The 2,411-nt window shown below is 57.2% G+C and carries 1 protein-coding gene and 1 pseudogene; both read right to left on the bottom strand.

Going from position 1 to position 2,411, the window contains the following annotated elements:
- Positions 1-104: 104 nt before the first annotated feature.
- Complete coding sequence (locus tag C7G61_RS42465) at positions 105-386, bottom strand: response regulator (protein WP_190242273.1); 282 nt, start codon at positions 384-386, stop codon at positions 105-107.
- 98 nt (positions 387-484) lie between these two features.
- A pseudogene (locus tag C7G61_RS42460) lies at positions 485-1,719 on the bottom strand (IS3 family transposase).
- Between the last annotated feature and the right edge of the window lie 692 nt (positions 1,720-2,411).

Genomic DNA, 2,411 nt, shown 5'->3' with positions numbered 1-2,411 from the left:
TGCCAAAACTCGTTCTTGGTGTGACATTCAACAACGGGATTGAGGTCATCGCCAAGCCGACCGACCGTCAGCCCATAACCGCCGCCGCCTGACCGGCCCGGCCGTCACCAAAAATTGGCGATAGCTCCCCGTCGGCTCCCAACGACAATAATGGGAACATCCCCTCGATCACGGAGATCACGCACGAGGTCGAAGCCGTTGTCTCGGACGAGGTCCATATTTACAAGGATTACCTCTGCGTTGTTGTAGCGGGTTAACGCTTCTGCGTGCGTACCAGCCAAGGCCGTACACACATTGTTATTTCTCAAATATTCGTTCATAGATTGAATAAGATTGAGATCATTATCGACGATGGTGATACATCTGATTTTGTAGGAGCGGTTCATGTATCTCCGTTCTGTGCTAGCGACTGAAGTGGACCCCATACCTAGGACCAGGTGTCGCCGAAGTTAAGGTGTAGTCGCGCCTGCCTTTGTCGTTAGAATCAAGCAGCTTGCTTCTGCTGCGTTTGCGTCTGCTGTGGGTATGTGGGCAACGCGTTTGCGTTGTCCAAGCGAAGCGGCATATCCACAGTCTTCGCCGCCTCGATCCTGTCCGTGCCGGCTCGCCATGCCGCCATGGGAAACTGGTTGTTCATCGCCTGATGCGGGCGACGATGATTGTAAAAGTTCATCCACGTTCCGATGCCGTCGCGCGCTTCGTGCCCGTCAGCATAGGCTTTCAGATGTATCTCTTCATATTTGATCGAGCGCCACAAGCGTTCGATGAAAATATTGTCCATGAAGCGACCGCGTCCGTCCATCGAAATCGCGATGCCCGCGGCCTCGAGCCTGCCGGTGAAGGCGGCGCTGGTGAACTGCGCGCCTTGATCGGTGTTGAATATTTTCGGCGTGCCGTGCCGCGCCAGTGCTTCGTCGAGCGCGGCGATGCAAAAGCCCGTATCCATCGTGTTTGACAGCCGCCACGCCAGAACTGCCCGGGTGGCCCAGTCGATGATCGCCACCAGATAAAGAAAGCCCAGCGCCATCGGAATATAGGTCATGTGGCTGGCCCAGACATGATTGGGCTCGGTGATGCTGACACCGCGCAGCAGGTAGGGATAAATCTAGTGGCCGGGCGTGGCCTTGCTGGTGCCGGGGCGCGGGACCAGCGCCTCGATCCCCATCACGCGCATCAGCCTTTGCACGCGCTTGCGGTTGATGCCGTGGCCCGCCTGGTTGAGTTCGAAAACCATTCGCCGCGAGCCGTAAAACGGCCACTTCAGATGCAACTCGTCGATCCGCCGCATCATGGCCAGATCGTCGGCGCAGGTCGCCGGAATGGGACGATAGACGCCCGAACGTGCCAGATTCAGCAGCGCACATTGCCGGCGAACCGACAAATTCTCGCTCGGCCGTTCGACCATCGCCCTACGCTCGGGAATACTCATCGCCCGGGCCTCTTGGCCAAGAAATCCCTTTCAACCGTCAACTGGCCGATCTTGGTGTAGAGCTTCGCCGTCTCGCGCTCGTGCTCCTCCTCGCCATCCCCAAAGGCGCTCGCACCGCGCGCGAAAAGGCTCGCCACATTGTCGAGAACCTGCTTCTTCCAGCCGTAAATCTGGTTCGGGTGAACGCCGTGCCGCTTCGCCAACTCCGGCACCGTCGCGACCTCGCGAAGCGCCTCCAGGGCAATTCTGGCCTTGAATACGGCATCAAACTTCTTGCGTGACTTGGTCATATCCGTGCTCCATCGGTTGTGACAGAGCAGGACGCTTCACACCTTAAGATCTGGTCCTATTTCCGGGGTCCACTTCAGACCTTGTTCTTCATCTGACTGCAAATCGCTTTCCCAACATTTGTGGCCTAAGAGCCAGGCGAGCGCGTCACCTGAGCGGTGACTAGCCCAGGACGCGACTCCGGTGAATGGCAGAACCTGTTATCAGCTATTGACAGCGACTGTTTCTCGATTGTTCTTCAAGCGGACGCTGGGCCGCCGTGTGATAAATTTAGGAGAACGAGTCGGACTGCTTACGTCATACGTTTTCCTAGCCTCATCGTAGGTCAGTCCGTCGTTGGACCAGGTCAGCCGCTCGCGCTGCACAATGATCATATCGCGCGCGGCAAGGTTGGTAGGAAACGGGTACGAAAGTCGTGGTCATGATGCCGAGTCAACCTAGGGGCCACAAAAGATCTCGCCAGATGTCCCTGTGAGTCAAAAGGTCGCGGCTTCGCCACAAGCTTTGCGCACCATGTCCGCGCCGACGTGAAATGGACCTCGATTTTGGGACCACGTGCTTAGCTAGTCTTACTGCGTCATGAGTTTTCATTGTCGTCCCCTTGTTGGGGCGATGGCCCCGCAGCAAGGACATCGCTGCAGGGTTTTGATGATTCCCCAGGCCAGTCGCCGACGCATGGTTGCGATTGAGTTCG

The organism is Bradyrhizobium algeriense, from assembly GCF_003062295.1.
GTDB lineage: Bacteria > Pseudomonadota > Alphaproteobacteria > Rhizobiales > Xanthobacteraceae > Bradyrhizobium > Bradyrhizobium algeriense.
The sequence above is the reverse complement of the archived record's forward strand: the minus strand, read 5'-3'. Positions and strand labels throughout refer to the sequence as shown.